At 67.9% G+C, this 20,914-nt stretch carries 21 protein-coding genes and 1 riboswitch; of the genes, 8 read left to right on the forward strand and 13 right to left on the reverse strand.

The window, feature by feature from the left end:
* Positions 1-16 precede the first annotated feature (16 nt).
* The gene (locus HZ321_RS00805; RefSeq protein WP_181699256.1) at positions 17-667 is read right to left on the reverse strand and encodes a thioredoxin domain-containing protein; all 651 of its coding nucleotides are present in this window, start codon (positions 665-667) and stop codon (positions 17-19) included.
* A 123-nt stretch (positions 668-790) separates the two neighbouring features.
* Entirely contained in the window at positions 791-1,324 is a 534-nt protein-coding gene (locus HZ321_RS00810; RefSeq protein WP_181699258.1) for a DUF721 domain-containing protein, read from the reverse strand.
* Between the two features lie 113 nt (positions 1,325-1,437).
* Here HZ321_RS00810 and mutY point away from each other — a divergent pair, with 113 nt between their 5' ends.
* The gene (gene mutY, locus HZ321_RS00815) at positions 1,438-2,520 is read left to right on the forward strand and encodes an A/G-specific adenine glycosylase (RefSeq protein WP_181699260.1); all 1,083 of its coding nucleotides are present in this window, start codon (positions 1,438-1,440) and stop codon (positions 2,518-2,520) included.
* A gap of 392 nt (positions 2,521-2,912) precedes the next feature.
* On the opposite strand, the gene HZ321_RS00820 is transcribed toward mutY, so the two are convergent.
* Complete coding sequence (locus tag HZ321_RS00820) at positions 2,913-4,073, reverse strand: site-specific DNA-methyltransferase (RefSeq protein WP_181699261.1); 1,161 nt, start codon at positions 4,071-4,073, stop codon at positions 2,913-2,915.
* Between the two features lie 313 nt (positions 4,074-4,386).
* On the opposite strand from HZ321_RS00820, the gene HZ321_RS00825 reads away from it, so the two are divergent.
* Together HZ321_RS00825 and HZ321_RS00830 are read left to right on the forward strand one after the other, a co-directional pair.
* Positions 4,387-5,883 (forward strand): AMP nucleosidase, encoded by a 1,497-nt coding sequence (locus HZ321_RS00825; protein ID WP_181699263.1) that lies wholly within the window; start codon positions 4,387-4,389, stop codon positions 5,881-5,883.
* Between the two features lie 171 nt (positions 5,884-6,054).
* Positions 6,055-6,732, forward strand: a complete 678-nt coding sequence (locus HZ321_RS00830) for an HAD family hydrolase (RefSeq protein ID WP_181699265.1) — start codon at positions 6,055-6,057, stop codon at positions 6,730-6,732.
* 9 nt (positions 6,733-6,741) lie between these two features.
* On the opposite strand, the gene HZ321_RS00835 is transcribed toward HZ321_RS00830, so the two are convergent.
* The 8 genes from HZ321_RS00835 to HZ321_RS00870 form a co-directional block, all read right to left on the reverse strand.
* Positions 6,742-7,326 carry a dioxygenase family protein gene (locus HZ321_RS00835; RefSeq protein ID WP_342343793.1) on the reverse strand — a complete coding sequence of 195 codons (585 nt, stop codon included), beginning with the start codon at positions 7,324-7,326 and terminating at the stop codon, positions 6,742-6,744.
* A gap of 112 nt (positions 7,327-7,438) precedes the next feature.
* A complete protein-coding gene (locus tag HZ321_RS00840) occupies positions 7,439-7,708 on the reverse strand; it encodes an EscU/YscU/HrcU family type III secretion system export apparatus switch protein (RefSeq protein WP_181699268.1) in 270 nt (89 codons plus the stop codon).
* Complete coding sequence (gene fliK, locus HZ321_RS00845) at positions 7,705-9,294, reverse strand: flagellar hook-length control protein FliK (RefSeq protein ID WP_181699270.1); 1,590 nt, start codon at positions 9,292-9,294, stop codon at positions 7,705-7,707. Before fliK ends, HZ321_RS00840 begins: the two co-directional genes overlap by 4 nt.
* A gap of 113 nt (positions 9,295-9,407) precedes the next feature.
* Complete coding sequence (gene gcvPB, locus HZ321_RS00850; RefSeq protein WP_181699272.1) at positions 9,408-10,988, reverse strand: aminomethyl-transferring glycine dehydrogenase subunit GcvPB; 1,581 nt, start codon at positions 10,986-10,988, stop codon at positions 9,408-9,410.
* Positions 10,985-12,331, reverse strand: a complete 1,347-nt coding sequence (gene gcvPA, locus HZ321_RS00855; RefSeq protein WP_181699274.1) for an aminomethyl-transferring glycine dehydrogenase subunit GcvPA — start codon at positions 12,329-12,331, stop codon at positions 10,985-10,987. Before gcvPA ends, gcvPB begins: the two co-directional genes overlap by 4 nt.
* 13 nt (positions 12,332-12,344) lie before the next feature.
* Positions 12,345-12,716, reverse strand: a complete 372-nt coding sequence (gcvH, locus tag HZ321_RS00860; RefSeq protein ID WP_181699276.1) for a glycine cleavage system protein GcvH — start codon at positions 12,714-12,716, stop codon at positions 12,345-12,347.
* Positions 12,717-12,846: 130 nt separating this feature from the next.
* Entirely contained in the window at positions 12,847-14,001 is a 1,155-nt protein-coding gene (gene gcvT / locus HZ321_RS00865) for a glycine cleavage system aminomethyltransferase GcvT (protein ID WP_425305357.1), read from the reverse strand.
* Between the two features lie 175 nt (positions 14,002-14,176).
* A riboswitch (glycine riboswitch) is annotated at positions 14,177-14,272 on the reverse strand.
* A gap of 169 nt (positions 14,273-14,441) precedes the next feature.
* Positions 14,442-15,017 (reverse strand): hypothetical protein, encoded by a 576-nt coding sequence (locus tag HZ321_RS00870; RefSeq protein ID WP_181699278.1) that lies wholly within the window; start codon positions 15,015-15,017, stop codon positions 14,442-14,444.
* 208 nt (positions 15,018-15,225) lie between these two features.
* Between HZ321_RS00870 and ispH the strand changes: the two genes are divergently transcribed.
* The 4 genes from ispH to HZ321_RS00890 are packed head-to-tail and all read left to right on the forward strand — an operon-like array spanning position 15,226 to position 18,612.
* Complete coding sequence (ispH, locus tag HZ321_RS00875) at positions 15,226-16,182, forward strand: 4-hydroxy-3-methylbut-2-enyl diphosphate reductase (RefSeq protein WP_181699280.1); 957 nt, start codon at positions 15,226-15,228, stop codon at positions 16,180-16,182.
* 26 nt (positions 16,183-16,208) lie between these two features.
* Positions 16,209-17,189, forward strand: coding sequence for a homoserine kinase (locus HZ321_RS00880; RefSeq protein WP_181699282.1), 981 nt, complete (start codon positions 16,209-16,211; stop codon positions 17,187-17,189).
* Complete coding sequence (gene rnhA / locus HZ321_RS00885) at positions 17,186-17,665, forward strand: ribonuclease HI (protein ID WP_181699284.1); 480 nt, start codon at positions 17,186-17,188, stop codon at positions 17,663-17,665. Before HZ321_RS00880 ends, rnhA begins: the two co-directional genes overlap by 4 nt.
* Before the next feature lie 17 nt (positions 17,666-17,682).
* Positions 17,683-18,612: a diacylglycerol/lipid kinase family protein gene (locus tag HZ321_RS00890; RefSeq protein ID WP_181699286.1), complete on the forward strand. Its 930-nt coding sequence runs from the start codon at positions 17,683-17,685 to the stop codon at positions 18,610-18,612.
* Positions 18,613-18,618: 6 nt separating this feature from the next.
* Here HZ321_RS00890 and HZ321_RS00895 read toward each other — a convergent pair whose 3' ends face one another.
* Both HZ321_RS00895 and HZ321_RS00900 read right to left on the reverse strand, forming a co-directional pair.
* Positions 18,619-19,104: a peroxiredoxin gene (locus HZ321_RS00895; protein WP_181699287.1), complete on the reverse strand. Its 486-nt coding sequence runs from the start codon at positions 19,102-19,104 to the stop codon at positions 18,619-18,621.
* A gap of 118 nt (positions 19,105-19,222) precedes the next feature.
* Positions 19,223-20,035, reverse strand: a complete 813-nt coding sequence (locus tag HZ321_RS00900; RefSeq protein ID WP_181699290.1) for a protein-disulfide reductase DsbD domain-containing protein — start codon at positions 20,033-20,035, stop codon at positions 19,223-19,225.
* 121 nt (positions 20,036-20,156) lie between these two features.
* On the opposite strand from HZ321_RS00900, the gene HZ321_RS00905 reads away from it, so the two are divergent.
* Positions 20,157-20,792, forward strand: a complete 636-nt coding sequence (locus HZ321_RS00905) for a YqgE/AlgH family protein (RefSeq protein ID WP_181699292.1) — start codon at positions 20,157-20,159, stop codon at positions 20,790-20,792.
* The last annotated feature ends 122 nt before the right edge of the window (positions 20,793-20,914 follow it).

Consider the following 20,914-nt stretch of genomic DNA (forward strand, 5'->3'; position numbering starts at 1 on the left):
GCCGCAGCCGCTTCGTTCAGCCCTGCAGCAGGGGATCGACGATCTTGGCGAGGTCGTCGATCGACATGGAGCCCTTCTCGCGACGACCGTTGATGAAGAAGGTCGGCGTGGAGTTGACGCCGAAGGTGTCGGCGCCCCGCGCCCGGATGGCGTTGATGTCGTCGAGCAGCTTCTGGTCGGAAAGGGTCGCCTCGAAGGTGGCGTCGGTGTAGCCGAACTGCTTGGCCAACGCGCGAAGGGCGGACGCCGGATCCTCGGCATAGGCCCACTCCTTCTGCTTCTCCAGCAGAAGGTCGACCACGTCGAAGTACTTGTCGCCCATCGCGTTGCGGGCCAGCATGAAGCCGGCGGCGGCGAGCGGATCGAGCGGGAACTCGCGCATCACGAAGCGCACCTTGCCGGTGTCGATGTACTTCGTCTTGAGTTCCTTGTAGGTCGTCTCGTGGAAGTGCGCGCAGTGCGGGCAGGTCATCGAGAGATACTCGACGATGGTAACCTTGGCGTTGGGATCGCCCAGCGCCATCTCCGGCAGCGGGCCCGGCTTCATCAGTTCCGCCGGATCGACCACGTCCTGCTGAGCGAGCGCCTGGAGGGTGAAGTCGGGCGCGAAGGCGGCCATGGCGACAGCGACACCGGTGGTGACCATGAATTGGCGGCGGTTGAGCATGAGCGGCGTCGTCCCCTGACTGGCGATGGCCGACTGATCGCGGCCGTGATTTAGGTTCGGCGATAATTATGGCACGACCGCGCCGATGACAAATCCCGCTGCGCCGCAGGGAGGCCGATTGCTTCAGCTTTTCGTGATGGCGGCGGGTTTGCCGGCCGCGACCGCAAGCCCGAGCCGCTCGATCGCCGAGCGCAGGCCGTCGTCCTGGAAGCCCTCGGCGGCGGCCATGACGGCCTTGCGGGCTTCCTGAGAGACCGGGCCGGGCTTCGGGCGTCGTGGGCGCTCGACCCGGACCACGGGCAACTGGACGAGGCGGATCCGACCGACGCAGCGGAAGCCGAAGAACATATTGATCCGCTCCACAACGAGCGGCAGTTCGTGTGTCAGGCGGAGCGCCGCGGCGCCGGTGCAGCGCACCGTGAGTGTCGCCGGCTCATGCTCGTCCGCGTCGATCAGGCCCTTCGGCTTCTTGGTCCAACTCAGCTTGTCCGGCTGTGTGGTCTCGGCATAGGCCGGGCCGACGATGTCGGGCCAGTGGGCGATCAGGTCGACCGTGGCGAAGCCGCGCTTCCGGCAGGCGGGGGCGAGCGCCGAGCCGACGATGTCGGCCAGCGGACGGGCGCCACGGAAGGCGAAGGCTTTCGGCTTTTCTGCCAACGGACGGCTCCTCCGGTTGCCTCGACAGAAGCCCCGGGGCCGCCATGTTGTCAACACCGGACGCACCGGCCGGCGCTTGCTAAGTCGGGCCGCTACCGCCACAACCCTAGCCTATGCCGCTCCCCCTGCCCGACGCCCGCGACCTCCTCGCCTGGTACGACCGTCACGCCCGCCGCCTGCCCTGGCGCGTTTCCCCGGAGGACCGCGCCCTCGGCGTGCTGCCGGATCCCTATCGGGTGTGGCTGTCGGAGATCATGCTTCAGCAGACAACCGTGACGGCCGTGAAGAGCTACTTCGATGCGTTCACGGCCCGCTGGCCGCGCCTCGTCGATCTCGCCGCCGCCGAGCGGGACGACGTGATGAAGGCCTGGGCCGGGCTCGGCTACTACTCGCGGGCTCGCAATCTCAAGGCTTGCGCGGACGCCGTCGCCAGCCTGCATGGCGGCCGGTTTCCGGACACCGAGGAGGGTCTGCGCACCCTGCCCGGAATCGGCGCCTACACCGCCGCCGCGATCGCTGCGATCGCCTTCGACCGTCGCGCGGCCGTGGTGGACGGCAATGTGGAGCGCGTGATTACGCGGATCCGGGCCGTCGAAACTCCGCTGCCGAACGCCAAGCCGATCATCCGCGAGATCGTCGACGGCTTGACGCCGGCCGACCGGCCCGGGGACTTCGCACAGGCGATGATGGACCTCGGCGCCACGATCTGCACGCCGAAGCGTCCTGCCTGCGGCCTCTGCCCGTGGTCGTCGTTGTGCATGGCGCGGGAGGCTGGTACGCAGGAAACGTTTCCCCGCAAGGCGGCCAAGAAGGAGCGGCCGGTGCGCTATGGCGCCGCCTTTGTCGCGATCCGCTCCGACGGGGCGGTGCTGTTGCGGCAGCGGCCGGACCGCGGCCTCCTCGGCGGGATGACGGAGGTGCCAGGGTCGGAGTGGTCCCCCGACCGCGACGTCGTGGCCCCGACCCCGCCGCCCGTGCCCGGTGAATGGCGCAGGCTGCCGCAGCCCGTCGAACACACGTTCACCCATTTCCACCTGGTCCTCACCGTCCACGCGGCTGAAGTCGATGCCGCGGTCGACGCGCCGATCGGGACCTGGTGGTCTCCCGCGGAGACGACGTCAGGGGAAGCGCTGCCGAGCGTGATGCGAAAGGTAGTCGAGGCGGCCGTCCCGGGCCTTGCGAAGCGCCGTCGCTGATCGGCCTCGCGGCCTGATCAAGGAAGCGGCAGCTTGGGCAGGCAGATGACTCATCGACGGGCACCGGCCCGGTAACCATTGATTGGGCATGACATGATTTGCCGCTTTGCCGGCGACGGTTTTCCGGTGTCTCGCACAATGGACGTTAAGAGCCGGGCGCTATGGTCGCCTTGTTGGAGCGCATACGTCCCCACGCGGCGCGCCAAGGTCGTGCAACCCGGTTCTGCCCACCAGCACGAACACGGTTTGGCACGGCGATTGCTGGTACGAGATCGTGTTGTGTTGGTGTTTATCAGGCCCTTGTTTCTCGGCGTCTATTTTTTAGGTCTTTGAGCTTGTTCAGTCCTCCCCCTCACCGGGGAGGACTTTTTTTATGGCTTCTGGCGCGTTGGTCAGGCGCCGACAGCAGCCAGCGTACGCCGGACCTCGCCGCGCAAGACATCGATCGACTGCAACGCGCCTTCCGCCTCCACATGCCAGAAGGTCCAGCCGTTGCAGGCGTCCAGACCCTGCACGCGGGCACCCATGCGGTGGATGGACCCCACTTCGCCATCGACACGGATCGAACCATCGGCCCGCACTTCGGCACTGAAGCGGCGGCGGCTGTCGGTCAGGCGCTCGCCCGGCCGGATCAGGCCGGCCTCCAGCAGCGTGCCGAACGGGATGCGCGGCTCCGCACGCTTCGGGCTGACCGAGACGAGACCGTCCTCCGGAGCCGCCTCGACCGCGTCGATGCGGGCCTGGGCCGCGTCGGCGTAGGTCCGGTCGCGTTCGACGCCGACGAAGTGGCGGCCGAGACGCTTGGCGACCGCGGCCGTCGTGCCGGTGCCGAGGAATGGGTCGAGCACCACGTCGCCGGGATTTGACGACGACAACAGGACGCGCCAGAGCAACGCCTCAGGCTTCTGCGTCGGGTGCACCTTCTGACCGTCATCGTCCTTCAGCCGCTCCGACCCCGTGCAGATCGGCAGCAGCCAGTCGCTGCGCATCTGAAGGTCGTCGTTGAAGGCCTTCATGGCCTCATAGTTGAAGGTGTAGCCCTTGGCGTCCTTGCTCTTTGACGCCCAGATCATCGTCTCGTGGGCGTTGGTGAACCGCGTGCCCTTGAAGTTGGGCATCGGGTTGGCCTTGCGCCAGACGATGTCGTTGAGGACCCAGAAGCCGAGGTCCTGCATCACCGTGCCGACGCGGAAGATGTTGTGGTAGGAGCCGATCACCCACATCGTACCGGTCGGCTTCAGGACGCGGCGGCAGGCCAGCATCCAGGCGCGGGTGAAGGCGTCGTAGGCCTCGAAGCTCTCGAACTGGTCCCAGGCGTCGTCGACCGCATCGACACGCGACTGGTCGGGCCGGGTCAGTTCGCCGCCGAGCTGGAGGTTGTATGGCGGATCGGCGAAGATCAGGTCGACCGAATGGCTCGGCAGCTTCTCCAGCTGGGCGACGCAGTCACCCACAAGCACCTTGTTCAGCCACGGCCGATCGGCAGACTCGACAGTGGTATCGAGACGGGACCCGGACGAAGTTACGCACGCCCGACGACGCAGTACAGCCATGGCCACAACCCACCCTTGACGCAGAACCAGACGGGGCGGGGTCTCGATACCCCTGCCGTATCCACGAGAATGAAGCGTCAGGGTAAATGGGGAGTTAAACCGAGCAGCGTGTATTTATCCATGTTTGTCAATGATTTGTTAGGAGTTTTTGCGGCATCGCGCGATCGCTGGAAGCCGCGGTCGCAGGCCGGCCCGCCATGGCGCCCGGCATGCGCCGGCGCTCTGGAGCGTCCGTCTTTTTGCCGCGCGCGGCTCGTCACACTGTGATATCCCCCTCGGGGTACAAGACGACGACTTGTACCGAGAGATACCTATGAACGACCGGACGAAATCGCCCGCCACGATCAGCCGCCCTGAGCCGATCGACTTCCAGGCCTTCACAGACCCCAAGGCCGCCGTCGATCGCCTGATCGAGATCTACGACCGCAACACCGCCTTCATCCGCGACGGTTTTGACAGCGTGGTGCACGGCACCGTGCCGGAGGGGCGGATCCGCGCCACCTATCCGCTCGTCCGCGCCATCACCGATACCCACGCCCTGTCCGACTCCCGCCTCTCCTACGGCCATGTTCCGGGGCCGGGTGTCTACACCACGACGATCTCGCGGCCGCGGCTGTTCCGGGACTATCTCACCGAGCAGATCGGCCTGCTGGTCAAGAACCACGCCGTGCCGGTCGAGGTGGGTGAATCGGACGTGCCAATCCCCCTCCACTTTGCCTTCTTCGAAGGAGCCCACGTTGAGGGCACGCTGGTGGAGGCGATGCCGCGGGCGCTACGCGACATGTTCGACGTGCCGGACCTCGCGGTGACCGACGATGCCATCGTCAACGGAACGCTGGAGCCGCGGCTCGGCGACCCGCTGCCGCTCGCCCCGTTCACGGCGCCGCGGGTGGATTATTCGCTGCATCGGCTGCAGCACTACACCGCCACGTCGCCGGTGCATTTCCAGAACTTCGTGCTGTTCACCAACTACCAGTTCTACGTCGACGAGTTCGCCGCCAAGGCGCGCGAACTGATGGCGTCCGGGTCGAGCGACTACGCCTCCTTCGTGGAGCCGGGCAACCTCGTCACGCTGTCGGGCGAGAGCGCGCCGTCCTCCGGCGAAGCGCCGCCGCGGCTGCCGCAGATGCCCGCCTACCATCTCACGCGACCCGGCCATTCCGGCATCACGCTGGTCAACATCGGCGTCGGGCCATCGAACGCCAAGACGATCACCGACCACGTCGCCGTGCTCCGCCCGCACGCTTGGCTGATGCTCGGCCACTGCGCGGGCCTGCGGAACAGCCAGAAGCTCGGCGACTACGTGCTGGCGCACGGTTACGTCCGTGAGGACCATGTGCTGGACGCGGACCTGCCGGTGTGGATCCCAATCCCGGCCCTCGCCGAAGTGCAGGTCGCGCTGGAGCAGGCAGTGGCGGAGGTGACTGGGCTCGACGGCTGGGAGCTCAAGCGCATCATGCGCACCGGAACCGTCGCCACCATCGACAACCGGAACTGGGAGCTGCGCGACCACCGCGAGCCCGTGCAGCGCTTCTCGCAGTCGCGCGCCGTGGCGCTCGACATGGAGTCCGCCACCATCGCTGCCAATGGCTTCCGCTTCCGCGTGCCCTACGGCACCCTGCTTTGCGTATCCGACAAGCCGCTGCACGGCGAGTTGAAGCTTCCAGGCATGGCCAGCGCCTTCTATCGCCGGCAGGTCAGCCAGCACCTGGAGATCGGCATGCTGGCGATGGAGAAGCTGCGGCAGATGGCGCCCGAACGGCTGCATTCGCGCAAGCTCAGAAGCTTCATGGAGACCGCTTTCCAGTGACCGGGTGAAGTTTCCGGAAGCGGCGCAACCCAGGTCTGCGCATTTCCGGGGTTCTGCCGAAAGGCCAGGGCTGATAAAGCGCACGCAACGATGGGGAACGGATCGGCTTCAGGCCGATCGATCGACCGGACCGGATGGTCCGCCCCGAGACACACCACTTCAAGAGACGCCATGCTCATCATTTTCGACTGTGACGGCGTGCTCGTCGATTCCGAAATCGTCGCGGCGCAGGTCAATGCAGAGATCCTCACGGAATACGGCTACAACGTCACCGCGGCGGAGATGAACTCCCGCTTCGTGGGAATGACGGGCCCGCAGATCGTTGCCGCGATCGAGGAGGAACTCGGGCGATCGCTGCCGGACGAGTTCAAGGATCGGGCCGACGCGGAGATCGACAAGCGGCTCGCCACCGTCCAGGCGATCAGCGGCATCCACGACCTCCTCGATACGCTCGACGCGCCGCGGTGCATCTGTTCCAACTCATCCACGACGCGCCTGAAGATCACGCTGGAGGCGACCGGCCTGCACAACCGGTTCAAGCCTTACATCTTCTCGGCTCCCGAGGTCGGCACGCGGCGCGGCAAGCCGGCGCCCGACGTGTTCCTGCATGCGGCCCGCGAGTTCGGCGTCGAGCCGCGCGACGTGGTCGTCATCGAGGATTCCGTTCCGGGCGTGACCGGTGCGGTCGCGGCGGGCATGCGGGTCATCGGCTTCGTCGGTGGCGCCCATACCTGGCAGGGCCACGGCGAGATCCTGATGGACGCGGGCGCGGAGACGGTCGTCCGGCGCCTGAAGGAAGTCGCGCCGGTCGTCGAGGCCTTTCGGGTCTGGGGCGGCATCAGCGCCTGACGGACGCGTTCACGTCGCGATCGCAAAGTCGAAGCGACCGGTCCGGCCGGTCGCGTCGTCGCCCAGGGTCAGCACCAGCGACGGATCGAAGATCCAATCCGCCGCGTTTTGCCGCTCGCCGGGGAAATAGAGCTGCGTCGTCAGCACCGGGCCGCCCGGCGCCTGGACCTTCACGTGATAGTGGCGGGTCCGGCCGGGGTAGAGCCCCGGAACGACGGTTCGGAAGAGATAGCGTCCCCGCTCGTCCGTGAATTGATGCCCGCGACAGCGGTAGCCGACGTTGTCATAGGCTCCCGTGTCGTCGGCGTGCCAGAGATCGACCAGAGCGCCGGCAACCGGGCGGCAATCGAGGCCGACGACCAGCCCCCAGAGCGCCAGCGTCGGTCCGCCGGCCCCTGCGGGCACGAGATCGCGCTGGAGCGGCGACTTCGGCTTGAAATACGGGCCTTCGGTCTGGCGGACGGTCGGCTGGTCGCCGCAGGCTGGCGTCGGCTGCAACGTCTCCTGCGCGTTTGCCGGACGGACGAGCAGATAGGCAGCCGGAGCCGCGACCGAACCTGCAAGAAAAGCGCGTCTGGTGAAAGCCGTGCTCACGGGATCCTCCCCTTGCACGGACGTTCGCCGTCGGTGCCTCGGAGTTGAGGTAGGTGCATTCGGCCCAAGCACAAGCCGCGGGGTCGGGATCCGATGGTCGGGACGGTTTCGTTCAGCGTCGGGCGGCGCTGCGCAGCACGAAGCCGACGACCTCGGCGACGGCCCGGTAGAGTTCCACCGGGATCTCCTCGTCGAGTTCCAGTCGGGACAGCGCCTGCGCCAGAAGCGGGTTCTCTTCGATCGCGACGCCGGCCTCGCGGGCGCGCTCGACGATCTCGTCGGCGACGTATCCCCGTCCCGTCGCGACGACGGTGGGTGCGTTCGGCGCTTCGTAGCGCAGCGCGACGGCGATGCGGGCGGGAGGGTCCTCTGGCTGGCTCATAGGCTGCGATCGATCCTGTGCAGTCCGCCCGATGTCGGCGCAGCGGTCTCGGGTGGTCGACCGAGTCGAAGGTCGATCGCGGCGACCTCCAGTCCAGCCGCCTGGAGCCCGGTTCTCAACTCAGCGATCATGTCTTCCAGGGATGCGACCGCCTCGGGCCTCTCGCACCAGAGCGCGACGGCGATTCTGTGCCCGGGCAGCAAGCCGATCCGGGCCTGGACTGGCCCCAGCGGGTCGACCGCAAAGGCGATCTGTACCCTCCAGGTCCGCCCGTCCCCCTCCGCGCCGGCTCCGCGGCGGGCGTCACGCTCCACGCGGACATCAGCGATGCTGGTGCCGGTCGGGCCTGCCAGCGGGATCTCGAAGGAGAAGTGGGCCGGACCATCGCGGGCGGGCCTGATCTCCGGATTGGCCGGATCGAGGGACGCCGCCTGGTGAAGAACGACCCGAGCGGCGGCGTGGTCGGCCTCCTCCAGCGCCCGCGCCGCGAGGGAGCGCACCGCCTCGGCGTCGCCCGGCGGCACGGCCGTCTGCGCCGGTTGCCCTTCCGGCGGAAACCCGCGATGCGGGGGCGGCAGATGTTTGGCCGTGTCCGACCGAACCTCCAGCGGCTGGCGCAACAACAGGGGCTCCTCGTCGGGTGTTCCCGGTTCGGCATCGACTGCCTCGGTCCCGGTCGTCGCCGCGTCCCGGATCGGCACGGGGACGAGCGGAAGAGCCGGAACCAGCGGCATGCCCGGCAGTCCGGGCCTGACCGCAGCCCCTGCAGCCTGCCCGGTAGCGGTCGAAGCGGGTGGGACCGCCGATCCGGCGGGTGGCTGGGACTGCGGGGAACCGGTCTGCGGAGCCGTCGGCTTCGGGGTGTTGTTGGGCGCGGGGGTCGCCAGCCAGGTGCCGAGCACCGTCCTCAGTGTCGTCAGCGCGGCTTTCAGGTCCGCGGGCGGACGGCCGGGCGCCGTTGGAGGCGGGGCGAACACGCCGGATGCGCGAAACGCGTCCCGGACGGTCTCCGGAGTTACCGGCCGTCCGTCGCCCAGCCTCAGCCCAAGCAGGGCTTGGAGTGCCGCTGCGACCGGGCGCGGGACAGTTCCCGGCGGGGCGGCCAGCAGCGCCTCGGCGGTCGCAAAGAGAGGGGCCGCTCCGTTCTGGCGCTGCAGGGCCCGCGTCACCACGCTCTCGAGCGCCTGGGCCGCCGGCGAGGCGGGTGCAGCTTCCGTTCTCGCCGGGACCGGCTGCGCCTGTGGCGCGGGAGTCGGCTGCGGCCGCGTCGCCTCGGACTGGCGGACGGTCACGGTCAGGCCGCGCGCCGGGCCGTCGATGAACTGGAGGATCGGAGTCCCTGCCGAGGAGGCATGTCCGACCTGCAGGTGCACGATCGAGCCGGGCTGCGGCAGCCCGGGCACGCCGGACTTCGGCAGCACCACGTCGAGACGTCCGCTGGAGGTCGCGAGCCGGAGGATGTCGGCGGAGACCCGCTCCAATACGCGCGCTTCGATGGTCTGGCCATCGCGCAAACCACCGCCACCGAGCGTCGCCACCGAAAGTGGCGCCTCGCCGAACACGGGCGGGATGGTGCCGATCGCCATGCGTCAGCCTCCGGTGAACCCGAAGCCTACGCGACAGGAGCGAGTCGGGAAAGACCGGGCGGTCCGGTGCATTCGGGGCGCGTCCGGTCGGCTGCGCCCCGAATCGGCGGCACCTACTCGGCTGCTTCGGCCTTCGGAGTCGTGGGCTCCGACCAGGCCAGCTTCGGCTGGCGGGCGGCGCGGGTCTCGTCCAGCCGCTTGCGCGGGGCGAGCCGCGGGGCCGCCTTGAAGCTCTCCACCTCGCCGGCCTTCGCCTTCTCGGCGAGATGACGGAGCGTGCCGATGAACTGGTCGAGGCTCTGCTTGCTTTCCGATTCGGTCGGCTCGATCAGCATCGCGCCGTGCACCACCAGCGGGAAGTACATGGTCATCGGGTGGTAGCCCTCGTCGATCATCGCCTTGGCGAAGTCGAGCGTGGTGACGCCGGTGCCGTCGAGGAAGCGATCGTCGAACAGCACCTCGTGCATCGCCGGGCGCTCGGGGAACGCGACGGTCATCACGTCGGAGAGGCGCGCCTTGATGTAGTTGGCTGAAAGCACCGCATCCTCGGAAGCTTGGCGCAGGCCGTCGGCGCCGTGGCTCATCATGTAGGTGAGCGCGCGCACGAACATGCCCATCTGGCCGTGGAAGGCGGTGATGCGGCCGAACGGCGTCGCGGTGTCGCCCGCCTGCTTGCGCGTCTCGACGAACTCGCCCGAGCCGTCCGGGTTGAAACGAACGAAGGGCACGGGCGCGAAGGGCGCCAACTTCTCCGACAGCACCACCGGCCCCGCGCCCGGACCGCCGCCGCCGTGTGGCGTGGAGAAGGTCTTGTGCAGGTTGATGTGCATGGCGTCGACACCGAGGTCGCCCGGGCGGACCTTGCCGACGATGGCGTTGAAGTTCGCGCCGTCGGCGTAGAAGTAGGCGCCCGCCGCGTGCACCGCCTCGGCGATCTCCACGATGTCGCGCTCGAACAGGCCGCAGGTGTTCGGGTTCGTCAGCATGATCGCCGCGACGTCCGGCGAGAGCAGCTTCCTCACCTCCGCGGGATCGACCGTCCCGTCGGCGCGGGCGGGCACGGGCACCACCTTGAAGCCGAGGGCGGCGGCGGTCGCCGGGTTGGTTCCGTGCGCCGATTCCGGGACGAGCACGATCGGTCGGGTCTCGCCCTTCGCCGCGATCGCCGCCTTGATGGCCGCCATGCCGCAGTACTCGCCGTGTGCACCGGCCTTCGGGCTCATGGCGACGGACGCCATGCCGGTCAGTTCCAGCAGCCAGCGGCCGAGTTCGGCGACGAGGTCGATCGCCCCCGGCACGGTGGAGAGCGGCTGCAGCGGGTGCACGTCGGCAAAGCCCGGCAGGCGCGCCATTTTCTCATTGAGCCGCGGGTTGTGCTTCATGGTGCACGAGCCGAGCGGGTAGAGGCCTAGGTCGATGGCGTAGTTCTGGCGGGAAAGGCGCACGTAGTGCCGCATCGCCTCCGGTTCGGTCAGGCCCGGCAGGTCGATCGGCGCCTTGCGTGCATGGCCGCCGAGGCGATCCTGGAAAGAGCCGGGATCCTCCACATCGACGCCGGTGACATCCAGGCGGCCGACCTCGAAGATCAGCTTCTCCTCGATATCCAGCGCGCGGTTACCGGTGAAGGTAGGCGACACACCCGCGTCCTTCGTTGCGGCCGGCGCGGTGGGGCGGCCTTCTCGGTTCATGGTCATGCCAGCACCTCCTTCAGCGCGGCGGAAAAGGCGGCGCGGTCCTCGTCGGTGTTCACTTCGGTGGAGGCGACGACGATGAGGTCGTCGAGCCAGGGATGCTTCGGCTCCAGGCGGCGCGCCGGCACGCCGCCGAGGACGCCGCGGTCGGCAAGCGCCTGGACGACGTCGGTCGCGTTGCGGCGGACGCGGATCGTGAACTCGTTGAAGAAGGTGCGGTTGAGCACCTCCACCCCGGGCACTGTCTCCAGCAGGCCGGCGAGCTTTACGGCATTGGCGTGGTTGAGGCGGGCGAGCCGCGTCAGCCCGGTCTCGCCGAGCAGCGTCATGTGGATGGAGAAGGCCAGGCAGCAGAGCCCGGAGTTGGTGCAGATGTTGGACGTCGCCTTGTCGCGGCGGATGTGCTGCTCGCGGGTGGAGAGCGTCAGCACGAAGCCACGCTTGCCGTCCGCGTCCACCGTCTCGCCGCAGAGCCGGCCCGGCATCTGCCGGACGAACTTCTCGCGCGTGGCGAAGAGACCGACGTAGGGGCCGCCGAAGGTCAGAGGGTTGCCGAGCGACTGCCCCTCCCCGACCACGATATCGGCGCCCTGAGCGCCGGGCGGCTCGATCAGGCCGAGCGCCATCACCTCGGTGAAGACCGCGATCAGAAGCGCGCCGACGGCGTGCGCCTTCTCCGCGATCGGCCTGAGGTCGACCAGGTGGCCGTAGAAGGACGGAGACTGGACCACGACGCAGGAGGTCTCGCCGTCGATCCGGGCGAGGATGTCCTCGGTGCCTGTCGGATCGGGATCGAGCGTATCGACGCGGTCGCCGGCCATCTCGGAGACGGTCCGCGTCACGCCGCGGTAGTGCGGGTGCAGGCCGCCGGAGACCACCGCCTTGTTGCGGCGGGTGATGCGGTGGGCCATCAGCACGGCCTCCGCGGTGCCGGTCGAGCCGTCGTACATGGACGCATTGGCGACTTCCATGCCGGTGAGGCGCGCCACCTGCGACTGGAACTCGAACAGAACCTGCAGCGTGCCCTGCGACACCTCGGGCTGGTACGGCGTGTAGGAGGTCAGGAACTCGGAGCGCTGGATCAGGTGATCCACCGTCGCCGGCACGTGATGACGGTAGGCACCGGCGCCGACGAAGAAGGGAACCGAGCCGGCGGAGACGTTGCGGGCGGCGAGTGCGGCGAGCTTCCGTTCGACGGCCATCTCGGACTGGGCCAGCGGCAGGCTCGGGAGATCGGTCAGGCGCTTGTCGAGGGGGATGTCCGCAAAGAGCGCGTCTATGTCGGCGACGCCGATGGCGCCGAGCATCTCCGCCCGATCCGCGTCCGTGAGGGGAAGGTAACGCATGGATGCCTCCCGGTCAGAGCGTGTCGACGTAGGCGCGGTAGGCCGCCTCGTCCATGAGCTCGGCGAGTTCGCCTTCGTCGGAGAGTTCGATGCGGACGAACCAGCCTTCCGTTTCCGGCGCTTCGTTCACCGTCGCCGGGTTCTCGGCGAGGGCCGCGTTCACGTCCGTCACCGTGCCGGATACCGGCGCGTAGACTTCGCTCGCTGCCTTGACGCTCTCCACGACCGCGGCTTCGCCGCCTTTTGTGACGGCCTTGCCGACTTCCGGAAGCTCGACGAAGACGACATCGCCAAGCTGTTGCTGGGCATAGTCGGTGATGCCCACTGTGGCGACGTTGCCGTCGACGGAAAGCCACTCGTGGTCCTTGGTGAAGAACTTAGCCATGGGGGACTGGATCCTCTGTGCGCCGGTTCGGACCGGCTTGTTGCGACGATGATTCAGGGACTTCAGACGGTGATTCAGGGTCAGGAGAGCCGGCCATGCCATTGTCCGGCCGAAGAAATACCCGCGCCCGTCAGCGGCCCCGGTAGAACCGGGCCGGCACGAACGGCAGCGCGACCACCTCGGCGGCGAGCGGCTTGCCACGAACCATCAGGGTCACCGGCGTGCCGGCGGCGGCGTGGGCGGCGGCGACGTAGCCCATGGCGACGGGCCCGTTCACCGTCGGGCCGAAGCCGCCCGAGGTGACCGTGCCGATCGGCTGCCCGTCGCGGGAGAGGATCTCCGTGCCCTCGCGCGCGGGCGCCCTGCCCTCGGGCCGGATGCCGACGCGGAGGCGCGGCGCGCCGTTGGCGATCTGCTCGCGGATGACATGATCGCCGGGAAAGCCACCCTCCTCGCGGCGACGCTTCTGGATCGACCAGAGCAGGTTCGCTTCCACCGGCGTGGTCGCCTGGTCGATGTCGTGGCCGTAAAGGCAGAGCCCGCCCTCAAGGCGCAGGCTGTCGCGGGCGCCGAGGCCGATCGGCTTCACGTCGTCGTCGGCGACGAGGGCGTCCCAAAGCGCGACGGCATTGGTGTTCCGGACCGAAATTTCGAAGCCGTCCTCGCCGGTGTAGCCGGAGCGAGTCACCGAGCAGTCGATGCCGGCGATGGTCGCCTGTGAAGCGGTCATGAACGGCCAGTCGGCGACGTCCGCACCGAGGCGGACCAGCACGTCGACGGCCTTCGGACCTTGGAGGGCGAGGAGAGCGCGGTCGTCCGCCCGCTGCAGCCGGACGCCGGCGGGGAGGCTTGCCTCCAGATGGGCGAAATCGTCGTCCTTGCAGGCTGCGTTGACGATCAGCATCAGGGTGCCGTCATCGGCCGCATCCGGCGAGCGGCTGACCATGAGGTCGTCGAGGATGCCGCCCTGCGGGTTCAGGAACTGGGTGTAGCGCTGACGGCCGCGGCCGAGCGCACGGATATCCGCCGGCACGAGCCGCTCCAGGGCGGCAGCGGTCGTGTCGTGGTCGGGGCCGATCAGGAAGGCCTGGCCCATGTGGCTGACGTCGAACAGGCCGGCGGCGGCGCGGGTGTGGGCGTGTTCTGCGATGATGCCCTCGTATTGCACCGGCATGGAATAGCCGGCGAAGGGCACCATGCGCGCGCCGAGGGCGACGTGGCGATCGTAGAGCGGGGTGTAACGAAGGGGCGTCTCGGTCGCGGCTTGCGCGTGGTCGACCATCATGGGCTCCGTGCGTTCGGGTGGCGTCCGAAGAATTGCCTTCGAAGACGCGCCCCCTCTGTCACGAAACCTGAGAGATTTCCCGGGCGTTCCGGCCGGCGGCCGAAAACGGGATCCGGTTACTCCTTCGGTGAGGCGACGGACGCATCGGTCCGACACCTGCTTTCCAGAGCGTCGCTCGCCGCGAGCGGTCCTTGAGCCTGAGAGTTTCCGGGGCGGTTGCTCCTTCGGCGCCGACCCCGAACGAAGGGCCGATCTCTCCCGCGCGGCGTCCTTCCTTCATCAGATCCGTCAATTTGACCATCGGCCAAACCGATCGAACCGGGTGAAGAAAAACTCCGGGGCGCGACCGTCCCGAAGCTCCGTGATAATCGCTGCTTCGATCGCCACCGTCAACGGGATGGACGAGAAAATCCCCGCCCGGCCGTCGATCCTGCTGGCGTTCAGCTTTTCGGGGCGCCTTCGTCGAAGCCGACGAAGATGACGTAGCGGGCGTTGGCCTCGGCGCTGGCGATGGTGATCCCATCGACGATGCGGGTCCAGAGCACCGAAGCCTCGCCCGGATTGATGGTCGCCGGAACGCGGATCAGCTGGGAGGAGACGACCTCGTTGCCGTTCTTGACCAGGGCAATGCGGATCGGCAGCTCCACGGTGCCCGTCGCGGCGGTCCGGCCGGAAAGCAGGCGCCCAGCCAAGCCGACGCGGATCGAGGTGGATCCCATCGCTGTGCGGCAGTCGCGGGCGAACTTGGTGATCGTCGCCTGGAACCGCGTTGCCGAGGGATCACCCTGCCGGCCGCGCTCGTAGACGTGCATGACCTGGGTGTCGTCGCGCACCTGGACCTCGGGGCAGACCTCGATCGGGGCGAACTCCTGGAGCGACCGCTGCTCAGCCTCCAGGTCGCGGCCGCCCGTCACCAGCGCCGCCGGGTTCAGGTTCGGCACCGACGAACAGGCCGACAGGACCATCGCGAGAAGCACGGCGCCGGAGCGCACCACACCCAGACCAGACGAAATCATGGCGACCCTCACCTCGTGTCGCGGCCTCCATAGCATGCGGCTTTGAGGTTGGCGAGGCGGGGAACGCCAGAGGCAGTGGCAATGCCGGGACGTCGCATTTCAGCCACCCGGCGCTGGCAATCCAGGCCGCAAGAGCCTCGCCCCTCGCTTGACACCGGTCGGCTCACCACTTCTATTCCGACCAGCTTCGCCCGAAGGACGCCCCGCCTTGACGAAACCGCCGCTCTCCATCCTGCTCTGCGCGCCGCGCGGCTTCTGCGCCGGAGTCGACCGGGCGATCCAGATCGTCGATCTGGCGCTGGAGCGCTATGGCGCACCGGTCTACGTGCGGCACGAGATCGTCCACAACAAGTACGTCGTGGAGGAGCTCCGCCGGAAAGGCGCGGTGTTTGTCGAGGAGCTCGACGAGATTCCGGATACCGGGCAGCCGGTGATCTTCTCCGCCCACGGCGTCGCGAAGTCGGTGCCGGCGGCGGCCCGGGCGCGCAATCTCTTCCACCTCGACGCCACCTGTCCGCTGGTCACCAAGGTGCACCGGGAGGCCGAGGTGCACCACCGGCGGGGGCGGCACGTGATCCTGATCGGCCACGCCGGGCATCCGGAGGTGATCGGCACTATGGGCCAGTTGCCGGAAGGCGCGGTCACGTTGGTGGAGACGCTGGACGACGTCGCCACCCTCGACCTGCCGGCCGACGCACCGCTCGCCTTCACCACGCAGACGACCCTTTCCGTGGACGACACCGCGGCCATCGTGGCGGCGCTGACGGCGCGGTTTCCCGGGATCACGGCGCCGCACAAGGAGGACATCTGCTACGCGACGACCAACCGGCAGGAGTCGGTCAAGGCCGTTGCGCCGCAGGTCGACGCGCTCCTCGTGGTGGGCGCGCCGAACTCGTCCAACTCGCAGCGGCTGCGCGAGGTCGCGGCGCGGGAGGGCTGCGAGCGGGCCTTCCTGATCCAGCGCGCCTCGGAGATCGACTGGGAGGCGGTCGGCACGATCGAGACGCTCGGCCTGACGGCCGGCGCGTCGGCGCCGGAAGTGCTGGTGGAGGAGGTGATCGACGCCTTCGCGGAGCGCTACGATGTAACCGTGACGTCGGTCCGCACGGCCGACGAGACCATCGCGTTCAACCTTCCCCGCGAACTCCGCCAGCCGGCGGCCTGATCGCCCTCCCCTCACGAGCAGAGCCTATGGCCGTCTACACCGAGGTCTCCGACGACGAACTCGCGACCTTCCTGGAGGGCTACGACCTTGGCTCCCTCGTCTCGGCCAAAGGCATCGCGGAGGGCGTTGAGAACTCCAATTACCTGCTGCGGACCGAGGCCGGCACCTTCATCCTGACGCTCTACGAGAAGCGGGTGGATCCGAACGACCTGCCCTTCTTCATCGGCCTGATGGACCATCTCGCCAAGAGCGGCCTCACGTGCCCGCGTCCGGTGCGCAACCGCGCTGGCGAGACGCTCGGCACGCTGGCCGGGCGCAAGGCGGCCATCGTCACCTTCCTCGACGGCATGTGGGTGAAGCGGCCCGAGGTCTCGCACTGCCTGCAGCTGGGTCAGGCGCTCGCCAGGCTGCACGAGGCAGGCCGCGATTTTCCGATGCAGCGTCGGAACGGCCTCACGGTGTCGGACTGGCGGCCGCTGTTCGAGATGTCCGGCGCGCGGGCGGACGAGGTGCTTCCCGGCCTAGCGGCCGAGATTGCTGTGGAGCTCGACGTCCTGGAAAGGTCCTGGCCCACGGCCCTGCCGAAAGGCGTCATCCACGCCGATCTCTTTCCCGACAACGTGTTCTTCCTGAAGGGCGAGCTTTCCGGGCTGATCGACTTCTACTTCGCCTGCACGGACTTCTTCGCCTACGACCTCGCGGTCTGCATGAACTCCTGGTGCTTCGAACCCAACCTCCAGTTCAACGTGACCAAGGCGCGGGCGCTTCTCACCGGATACCAACAGGTCCGGCCGCTCACCGACGAAGAGATCGCCGCGCTGCCGATGCTCAACCGCGGGGCTGCCCTTCGCTTCCTCCTGACGCGCCTCTACGACTGGCTGTCGACGCCGCCGGGGGCGCTGGTGAAGAAAAAAGATCCCATCGAGTACGTCAGGAAGTTGCGGTTTCATCGGCAGGTCACGTTGGCTGCCGAGTATGGGCTGGTGCCGGAGGATTTCGCGATATGACCGATTCGGCACCGCGCCGCGTCACGATCTACACGGACGGGGCGTGTTCGGGGAATCCGGGCCCCGGCGGGTGGGGCGCAGTGCTCGTCTGGGGGGATGTGGAGAAGGATCTCTGCGGCGGCGAAGCGGACACGACGAACAACCGCATGGAGCTGACCGCCGCCTGCGTGGCGCTGGAGACTTTGAAGCGGGGCTGCGTCGTCGACCTTTGGACCGACAGCCAGTACGTGAAGGGCGGGATCACCGGCTGGATCCACGGCTGGATGCGCAACGGTTGGAAGACCGCCGACAAGAAGCCGGTCAAGAACGCCGATCTCTGGCAGCGGCTGGAAGCGGCCCGGCAACGGCATGAGGTCAGCTGGCACTGGGTGAAGGGCCACGCCGGCCATGACATGAACGAACGTGCCGATGCCCTCGCCCGGGAGGGCATGGCGCCGTTCCTGAAGAAGCGCCCGGAGCGCGCCGCCAACGGGTGAGCCCGACAAGGAGAGACATGGATTCCGTAGACGCCTCCCCGGTCCTGCCGTCCCTCCTTGAAGACTTTCCCGTCACCCGAAACGTGCTGGTCGTCGCCAATCCGATCGCCGGCGGTTTCCGCTACAGGGCGCTCGACCGGTTTTCCGAGCGGCTCGACACGCTCGGTGTCTCCGTCCGGGTCTGGCTGACGCGGTACGCTGGAAACCTCACGGAGATTGCGGAGACGCTGGATCCGTCGGTCGACACGCTGGTCGTGGGTGGCGGCGACGGGACGATCAACGAGGCCGTGACGGGGCTGCTGCGCCGGCCGGGAGCGCCGCCGGCGCTGGGCGTGCTGCCGTTCGGCACCGCCAACGTCCTTGCCCACGAACTCGGCCTGCCCTTCCGCGCGCGGGCCATGGCCGACGCGGTCGTGGCGCGCCAGCTGAAGCCGCTGCATCTCGGCCGGATCGGCGGTCGCCCGTTCCTCCTTATGGTTTCGGCCGGCTTCGACGCGGATGTGGTTCACGCCGTCGATTCGCTCACCAAACGGCGTTGGGGCAAGCTCGCCTATGCGGCCGCGGCGCTTCGGCTCGCGGTGGCGCGGCAAGGGCGGGACGTAACGGTCGAGGCGGACGGGGAGCGGTTCGTTTGCCGCCTCGCCGTGGTAACGACGGCCGGGTTCTACGGCGGACCGCTGACGATCACCCGGGAGACCCATTCAACCCGGCCGGGGCTGCGGCTCGTAGCACTCAAGGACGACGCGCCCCGCACGCTCGCGGCGGCTGCCCTGGCGCTCGGTGTCGGCCGGCTGCATCGGCACCCTGGCGTCACCGACAGGGCGGTGACGGAGGTTCGCTTCTCCGGTACGGGGATCAAGCTCCAGATCGACGGCGACCGGATGGAAACGTCGGACGCGCTGATCCGGGCGGAGCCGCGCGTCCTCACCGTGATCACCGGCGGCTAAGCCCGATCAGAGCTTCTCGATGACCGCCGCGGCGCTGGAGACGACGGCCTGGCCGGGGCTGTCCTCGACGTCGAGCGACTTCACGACGCCATCCTCGACGATCATCGCGTAGCGCTTGGAGCGAACGCCCAGCCCGCCGCCGGAGAGGTCGATGTCGAGGCCAACGGCCTTGGTGAAGGCGGCCACGCCGTCCGACACAAAGGTGATCTTGCCGAGCGCGTCGGCGTGGCGGGCCCAGGCCTTCATGACGTGGTGATCGTTGACCGACAGGCAAAGGATGTCCTCGACGCCCTTGGCACGGATGGCGTCGGCGTTCTCAAGGAAGCCCGGCAGGTGGTTCATGCTGCAGGTCGGCGTGAAAGCGCCCGGCACGGCGAACAGCACGACCTTGCGGCCGCCGAAGAGATCGGCCGTCGACTTGTCCTCCGGTCCATCCGCGGTCACGACCTTCAGCTTGAGGTCCGGCAGGCTGTTGCCAACGGCGATCGTCATGGGCGCATCCTTCTAAGGTCAAATACGTATCCGGTATGGGTCGCAAACTCATAAGGGTTCACGGCAACGGCGTCCAGCGTATGGAAACCGCATCCGGTGCCGACCGGCCTTCTACGGGTCAGGGTGCAGTTCGGACCGCCTCGAAGGGTTGGGGAACGCCAACGACCGTGACGCGGAATTCGGCCCCGGCCAGCGGAGCCTTCTTCGGCTTGCCTTTCAGGGGCAGACGGAACACCGCCTTTCCATCATCCCGCGAGATTTCTGTGGGCTGGGCGAGATACCAGCCATCCGGCGGTTCGACGAAAAGGTCGACATCCGCGACGTCTTCAGCAGCGCGAACCGTCAGACGCAGGGCGTCGCCATCGACGGCCAGCGGCTCCAATTTGACCTCGCCGGAGCCGAGTCGGCTCTCGTCAACGGGCACCCGAGCCTCGTAGGTTGCGATCGCTTCAGCGGCGGCGCCATCCGTCTGCGAACCAGGCGCGAGTTCCGCTTCGAGCGCGGCGGTCGCCGGCACGCAGATCTCCTTGCAGTAGCCGAAGGTCATGGAAAGCCGAAGGTCGACCGGCGCGGCCGGATCCTCGGCCGTCACGGTCACGGGGAGGACGACCTTGTCGTGGTAGACGATCGAGGTGGAAAACCCGTCGAAGTAGCGCTCAGGAGCGGGATAGCGGACGGCAAGGCTCTTCAGGTTTCGGCTGCCGTCGGTTGAGATCAGAGGCGCGACGCCCGCGTCGCCGGGATTGCGCCAATAGGTGTGCCAGCCCTCCGGGAGTTCGAAGGATACGCCCAGGGCATAGGTTCCCGTCGTTTCGGCGGGCCCTGCCACCAGGAGCGCCGTCCGAGCCGGCGGCACCGTCTCGCCGGCGCGCACTGGCGCTACCTGGAGGAGTAGGCAGGCTGTCCAGACAAGGCTTGCGATAAGTCGCATTGGTACTAATTCCTACCCTGCAATCAGTTCGGGACCGGCTGCGTTCCTTGATGTAGTCTTGAACGGTTGAAAACTGCTGCCATATTGCCAAGAAGATGCGAAGAAATCTTGTGTCAGCGCTATGCTTGGCACCGCGGGCCGCCAGTTGCGGAGTACACGGGATCACATGACCATCGGAGAAAGCTATCTGGACGGTCAGTTCCTGATCTCGATGCCCGGCATCGAGGAAAGCAACTTCGCCCGCACCGTCGTCTACCTCTGCGCGCATTCGGCCGACGGGGCGATGGGGCTGATCATCAACAAGCCGATGTCGCACCTGTCGTTCCGCGACCTCCTGGTGCAACTCGACATCATCTCCGATGACAAGCAAATCAAGCTTCCGTTCGCCGCCCGTGGCATGAAGGTGCACCGCGGCGGACCGGTGGAGACCGGGCGTGGCTTCGTGCTGCACACCTCGGACTACTACCTGGAAAACTCCACGCTGCCGATCAACGACGACATCTCGCTGACCGCGACGCTGGAGATCCTGAAGGCCATCGCCGACGGCCGCGGGCCGGAGCACGCGATGCTGGCGCTCGGCTATGCCGGTTGGGCTCCGGGGCAACTTGAGACCGAGATCCAGGCCAACGGGTGGCTCACCTGCGCGGCGGATCCGGCCATCATCTTCGAAGCGGACCTGGACCAGCGCTACACCCGCGCGCTGGCGTCGCTCGGCATCGATCCCGCCCTGCTTTCCAGTGAAAGCGGCCACGCCTGATCGCGCGTGCGACGGGGGCCGAGAACGCTTGCGCCGCAGCCTTGCGAGGGACTGCCGGCATCTGTAGGGTCGCACGAACCATGACAGACGGGCCTGCCCGTGGTCAGTCCGAGGCCTGAAGA

Origin of the sequence: Chthonobacter albigriseus (assembly GCF_013839445.1) — a bacterium.
GTDB classification, from domain to species: domain Bacteria; phylum Pseudomonadota; class Alphaproteobacteria; order Rhizobiales; family Pleomorphomonadaceae; genus Chthonobacter; species Chthonobacter albigriseus.